This is a genomic window from Streptomyces sp. S6, assembly GCF_054880855.1.
The window spans coordinates 1-5,780 of the sequence record NZ_JBTYMC010000375.1; the positions used below are offsets into that span (position 1 = coordinate 1).

The following is a 5,780-nucleotide window of genomic DNA, read 5'->3' on the forward strand; positions in this document are numbered from 1 at the left end:
CCCGCCTCGAACCTCCCGCCGAGCAGCGAGACCCGCTCCTGGCACCCCACCAGCCCGCTGCCGGTCCCGCCCTGCGAGCGCACCCCGGTGCGCGGGGCGGTGTTCGTGACCGACACCTCGACCGCGCCGCCCGTGTCCCTGACGACCACCCGGGTGTCCGCCCCGGCCGCGTGCTTCAGCGCGTTGGTGAGCCCTTCGCGCACGACCCGGTGAATCGCCTGCCGGGTCCGGAACCCCACCTCTGCCGTGTCGGGCACGGACCAGTCCAGCTCGACGGTGCTGCCCGCCCTGCGGGAGCCGGTGACCAGGGCGGTGATGTCCTCGCGGGTGCCGCGTTCCTCCCCCGTGAGGTCCGTGTGGTGCAGGACGCCGAGGATCTCGCGGAGTTCCCGCATGGCCGTCCCGGCGGTCGTGCGCAGGAGTTCGGCCTGTCCGGCGAGGGCGGGTGCCTGCCGGCCGGCGGCGAGTTCGAGGGCTCCGGCGTGGACGGAGATGAGGCTGAGCCGGTGGCCGAGCAGGTCGTGCATCTCGCCCGCTATGCGGTGGCGCTCCTGCATCCGGGCCGACTCGTCGCTGAGCGCGCGGGCCTGTTCGAGGTAGGCGTTGCGCTCCTTGAGGAGTCTGACGAGGGGCCGGCGGCGGCCGAGCAGCCGGCCCGCGAGGGCGGGCAGCACCAGCAGGATCACCGCGCTGCCCGCGCTGCCGCCGAGTTCCAGCAGCCGGTCCTGCGGCTGGAGCGCCGCCTTGAAGAGGGCGAGGACACCGACGAGCCCGCAGGAGATCCCGGCGGTCCGCCACAGCCGCTCCACCCTGCGCGCGGCGGCCAGCACGACGAGCGGTGCGACCGCCATCGTCCACACGTTCTCCCCCACGACCAGCACCGACGCCCCCAGGATCGCGACGCCGGGCCGCAGCCGCCGGGCGGGCACGAGAAGCGTCGCCCACAGCGCTTCGAGGATCGCCCACAGCACGTGAACCGGGGGTGCGAGGAACAGCGGCAGCAGGCAGCAGAGCGCCGTGAGCGCGCTGAGGAGTCCCTCGCGGACGGCCGTGCGGTGGTCGGCGGCGAGGGCGTCCGCCCTGATCGCGGTGGCCTCCTCACGGACCCTCGACACCCGTGCGTCCGTGAGCAGTCGACGCATGTTCTCCCCTCCGGCGGCGTTCTCCCAGGGGGAACCGTAGCCGTCGGGAGTCACGCGCCGAGCAGGGGAGTCAGGTCGGCCCGCAGCGCGCCAGCGTCCGGGCCGAGGACGCCGGTGACGGTCTCGTCGTCGAGGAGGGCGGTCAGGAGGTGGACCGTGCCGGTGGTGGGGGCGCCGTGTTCGGCGGCGGTGAGGCGGGCGAGGTCGGTGGCGCGCTCGGCGGCGGGGGTGAGCGTCGTGTACTCCTCGGCTTCTTCTTCGGGGGCTGTGGGTGCGGCGGTGAGGGCGGCGCGCAGGGTGTCCTGCCGTATGCCGTGCGCGCGCAGGACGTCCACCGCGGAGTTGGCGGCCTTCAGGTCGTCGGGAAGAGTGCGGCCGTGGACGTGGAGGGTGCGGTCGAGGGCGAGGATGCCCGCGAGTTGGTCCACCGGCTCGCAGAGGTCACGGCCCCGGCGTGCCGCATGGCGCAGGGCCTCGGAGTGGACGGCGGACAGGACCGGCGAACCGTTCGCCCCGCTTCCCGAGACCCAGGAACCGAGCACGCGTGTCACGGGGTTGCTCTTGCGGCCGAACGCCCCGCCCATGCGAAGCACCCGCAGGCTCAAGGGTTCCGGCGCCTCCTCCGGGGTGCGGGCGGCGAGGCGTTCCAGGGCGGCGGCCGTGTCGATCCGCTCCAGCGTCATCGCCTCCCGCGCGCGGGTGCCGGGCAGCTCCAGGAGGGCGCGGGCCACGTGGTTCCGGTTGACGGAGAGAGTGCCCTCGGCGCGGGCCGCCTCCAGGGCGTGGTGCAGTGCGGCGCGCAACGCCCTTGTCATGCCGGGGAGTTCGACCGCGTCCGGCTTGCCGGTGCGGCGCGTCCACAGCGCCTCCCGCCAGACGGCGTCCACCTCGTCGTCCACGACGTCCTCGGCCTCGTCGGTGCTGATCCAGCGCCCTCCCGTGGCCAGCGCCCTGATCAGCCCGCCGAGCGAACCGGACTTCCGCATCCCGGGGGCGATCGCCTCACCGGCGTCCGTCTCCGCCACCAGTTCCTCAAGGACCGTGTCCGTGCCGACGGCCTTCAGCTCGACCCTGACCGCGACCTTCAGCGCCCGCGCCAGCGACTGCACGACGTCCGTGCCGAACTCCGTCGTCATCCCGTCGGTGTGCTGCCCCATCTGCGGCTCCCCTTCCACGCGTTCTCGTTCACCGTGAACGCTAGGGCGCTCCGGCCGGTCGTCGCATCGGCCGATCGTCCAGCGCCGTGTGCCGATCGGCCCGGTCAGCTCTGCCGGAGCGGCACGTCGGGGAAGGTGCCGGGGAGTTCGCGCAGCCGGTGGCCGAAGAAGGCGGCCGGGCACAGGCCGGTCAGGGTTCGCGGGGGTTGTCCCCACCGCTGGTTCTGAGGGCGTGCAGGCTCCGGCAGCCGTCCACGAGAAGTCCCGTTCCGAACATGATCGCGAAGATCGAGTAGGGCACCTCCGTGATCTTCCCCAGGAGGTACAGCACCGTGAGCGTCAGCCCGGCGGCCACCTGCACCCCGGCGAACAGCGCCTTCCTCATCCCCGCACCAGCCTCGCCGTCACGGTCTTCGGACGCTGGTACTCGTGCAGCGCCAGCACGCTCAGGTCGGTCCCGTGTCCCGACGCGCCCCGGCCGCCGTGCGGCAGTTCCGCCGTCTGGGCGAGGTGGCAGTTCAGCCATGCCTCCCCCGCGTCGAGCCGGGCGGCCACTTCGAGTCCGGTCGTGAGGTCCCGGGTCCAGACGCTGGCCGCGAGGGCCTGCGGGACGCCGTTCGCGAGGTGGACGGCGGCGTCGAGGCCGTCGGCCTGCTGGACCGTCAGCAACGGCCCGAACACCTCCTCCACGACGGCCGGATCGTCGTCGGGAAGGTCGGCCAGGATACGGACGGGACGCCAGAAGCCGTTCTCCTCACCGGCCCCGGCAACGACCTCGCCGAGCAGATTGCGGCGCGCTGCCGAGGACTTGACGATCCCGTCGTAACGGGCCGCCTGGTCCGCGTTGTTGAGGGGGCCGAAGTCCCGGCCGGCGGCGCATCGCCTTGCCGCTGCGGCGAGTTCGGCGACCGTCTGCTCGTAGTTCTCGCGCAGGGTGATCACGCGGGCGGGGGCGGCGCAGCTCTGTCCGGCGTTGTAGGCGCAGGCGTCGACGAGCCGGGTCCAGGTGTCGGCGGGGGCGTCGGGGAGGACCAACACGGGTGCGTTGCCGCCGAGTTCGAGGCTCACCCGGCGGCCACCCGCCCGTGCGGCGACATCGGCGCCGGCGCGGGCGCTGCCGGTGAACGCGATCATGTCGACGTCGGCGGCGACGAGGAGCCGCCCGGTCTCCCGGTCCCCCGGCACCGTCTCCAGCACCCCCGGCCCGAGTGCTTCGGCGGCGTGTTCGGCGAGCAGCTCCAGGGAGTCCGGCGTCGTCTCGGCGGGCTTGGCCACGACGGTGTTCCCCGCGGCGAGGGCGGGCGCGCACCGCCAAGCGGCCATCATCAGCGGGTAGTTCCAGGGCACGACGACGCCGACGACGCCGAGGGGCTCCCACCGCACCCAGCTCTCGTGCCCGTCGATCAACCGCCCGGCGGCAGGCGCGGTCTGGGCGCGCACGGCGGACGCGTAGAACCGGAACAGGTCGGCGACCTGCGCCACCTCCCCCACCGTCTCACGCTGAGGCTTGCCGGTCCCGGCGTTCTCCCGGGCGGCGTACTCGGCCGCGTGCTCCTCCACCAGGGCGGCCAGCCGCTCCAGCCCGCGTGAGCGGTCCTTGGGGGTGAGCGCCCGCCAACTCGTCATTGCCGCACGGGCGTTGGTGACCGCTGTGCCGATCTCGGCTTCTCGGCCGATGGGCGAGGTGCCTCGGGAACGCCCGGTGCGGGGATCTATGAGGATGGTGTTCACGTGCGCTGTTCTCCCTTAGAGGTCGTAGGCCCGGAGCCACAGCTCCAGGGTGAGGACGAGCCACAACTTGCCGCCCTGCCGGGGCAGTAGCGTCCCCTCGCCGCGCAGCCAGGTCCGTACGGTGTCCGCGCGGAACAGCCCCCGCTCCCGTGCCGCCCTGCCGAGCAGCAGGTCGGTGCCGAGGTCCCGCAGCGGTCCGCTCAGCCACTGCTGCACCGGCACCCGCATCCCGCTCTTGGGCCGGTCCACGACCGTCTCGGGCAGCAGGTCCCGCGCGGCCTCCTTGAGCACCCATTTCTCGGCCGTGCCCCGGAGTTTGAGCGTGGGCGGGACGGTGAAGGCGTGGTCGACGACGCGCCGGTCGAAGAGGGGGGCGCGGCCCTGGAGCCCTTGGGAGGCGGTGAGGCGTTCGACCTTGGTGAGGATGTGGTGGGCGCCTTTGGTGCGGAGGTTGCAGTGGAGGAGCTGGTTGAGGAGGTGGGGCATGCGGCCCTGGCCGGTGAGGTAGGGCTCGACGAAGCGTTGCGGGGCCGGCGCGGCCTCCAGGGCGGAGAGGGTGTCGGCGGTGAGCAGGTCGGGGAGGTCGGTCCAGCATTTGCGGTACGAGCGCAGGTAGGCGGTCGCCCGGTCCTCGGACCAGGGGGCGCGGGCGTGCATCGTCTGCACCAGCATGGGGAGGTTCTTCGGCCCGCCGAACACCGGGTCGCCGCCTTCCCCGTTGAGGACGACACCGAACCCGTCCCCGGCGACCGCCTCGGCGAGCAGCAGGTTCGGCACGGTGAGCGGGTCGCCGACCGGGCTGTCGAGCAGCGCGGCGGTGTCGGCGAGGCGGGCGGCGACGGCCGTCCCGGAGACGGTCAGCACCCGGTGCCGGGTCTGGCAGTGGGCGGCGACCAGCCCGGAGTAGCCCAGTTCGTTGGGGAGTTCGTCACCGAAGCTGATCGAGTAGGTGTGGACGGGCCGCCCGTGCAGCTTCGCGGCGAGCGCGGTGACGAGGGAGCTGTCGACGCCGCCGGAGAGCAGCACGGCGACGGCCTCGTCCTCGGGGAGCCGTCGCGCGGTGGCCTCCTCCAGAAGGGCGCGCAGCGTCTGGACGGGGTCGTCGTCATCGTCGATCCGCTCCCTCGGCTCCCAGAACACCGTCTCCGCCGTACTCCCGTCCGCCTTGAGCCGCAGCACCCGTCCCGGCAGCACCTCCCGAACGCCCTCCAGGAGGGTCTCGTCGCCCGGCAGGTAGGCGAAGGTGAGGAAGGAGCGGACGGCGGAGAGGTTGACGCGGGTGCCGAGCGCGGGCCAGCGACGCAGGGCGCGCAGTGAGGTGGCCGCCGCCCAGGTGCCGTCCGCGCGGGCGTAGAACAGGGTGCGGGCGCCGACGTGGTCGCGGATCAGGACGACGTCGTCCCCGTCGAGGACCGCCAGCGCGAACATGCCTTCGGCGAGCGCGACGCCCTCCGCGCCGAGGCGGGTCCAGCAGCGCAGGAGGAGTTCGCCGTCGGTGACGTCCGGCGGGACGGGGGCGCCGTCGGCGGCCAGGGCGGCGTGGAGTTCGGGGCGGTTGTGGAGGGTGACCTCGCCGACGGCCCGCGCTCCGTCCGCCTCGAACGGGCCGTCCGCGTGGCCGGGTTCGCCCGGGACGACTCTCGGCGAGTTCGGCGGCGAGGCGGCCGAGTGCGTCGTCCACGTCGGACATCCGGTAGCCGCGTACGGCGAGCGGGAAGCGGAGGGTGTCGACGTCCGCGCGGGTGACCGG

5 protein-coding genes and 2 pseudogenes are annotated in these 5,780 nt (G+C 73.7%); all 7 read right to left on the reverse strand.

Annotated features, from left to right (window positions below; all coding sequences use genetic code 11):
• A partial coding sequence (locus ACVNF4_RS31530) for a sensor histidine kinase (RefSeq protein WP_461806299.1) occupies positions 1-1,142 on the reverse strand: 1,142 nt, incomplete at its 3' end.
• Positions 1,143-1,192: 50 nt separating this feature from the next.
• Entirely contained in the window at positions 1,193-2,299 is a 1,107-nt protein-coding gene (locus tag ACVNF4_RS31535) for a hypothetical protein (RefSeq protein ID WP_461806300.1), read from the reverse strand.
• 190 nt (positions 2,300-2,489) lie between these two features.
• Positions 2,490-2,684, reverse strand: coding sequence for a hypothetical protein (locus tag ACVNF4_RS31540; protein WP_461806301.1), 195 nt, complete (start codon positions 2,682-2,684; stop codon positions 2,490-2,492).
• Positions 2,681-4,030, reverse strand: coding sequence for an aldehyde dehydrogenase family protein (locus ACVNF4_RS31545; protein WP_461806302.1), 1,350 nt, complete (start codon positions 4,028-4,030; stop codon positions 2,681-2,683). The genes ACVNF4_RS31540 and ACVNF4_RS31545 overlap by 4 nt, the downstream gene beginning before the upstream one ends.
• A 15-nt stretch (positions 4,031-4,045) precedes the next feature.
• The gene (locus ACVNF4_RS31550) at positions 4,046-5,224 is read right to left on the reverse strand and encodes an asparagine synthetase B family protein (protein WP_461806303.1); all 1,179 of its coding nucleotides are present in this window, start codon (positions 5,222-5,224) and stop codon (positions 4,046-4,048) included.
• A gap of 165 nt (positions 5,225-5,389) precedes the next feature.
• Positions 5,390-5,578, reverse strand: a pseudogene (locus ACVNF4_RS31555) (asparagine synthetase B family protein); the annotation flags it as partial.
• A gap of 81 nt (positions 5,579-5,659) precedes the next feature.
• Positions 5,660-5,780, reverse strand: a pseudogene (locus ACVNF4_RS31560) (DivIVA domain-containing protein); the annotation flags it as partial.

Coding starts and splice junctions, on each gene's coding strand:
- ACVNF4_RS31535 (WP_461806300.1), bottom strand. CDS start 2,299: ATGGGGCAGCACACCGACGGGATGACGACGGAGTTCGGCACGGACGTC.
- ACVNF4_RS31540 (WP_461806301.1), bottom strand. CDS start 2,684: ATGAGGAAGGCGCTGTTCGCCGGGGTGCAGGTGGCCGCCGGGCTGACG.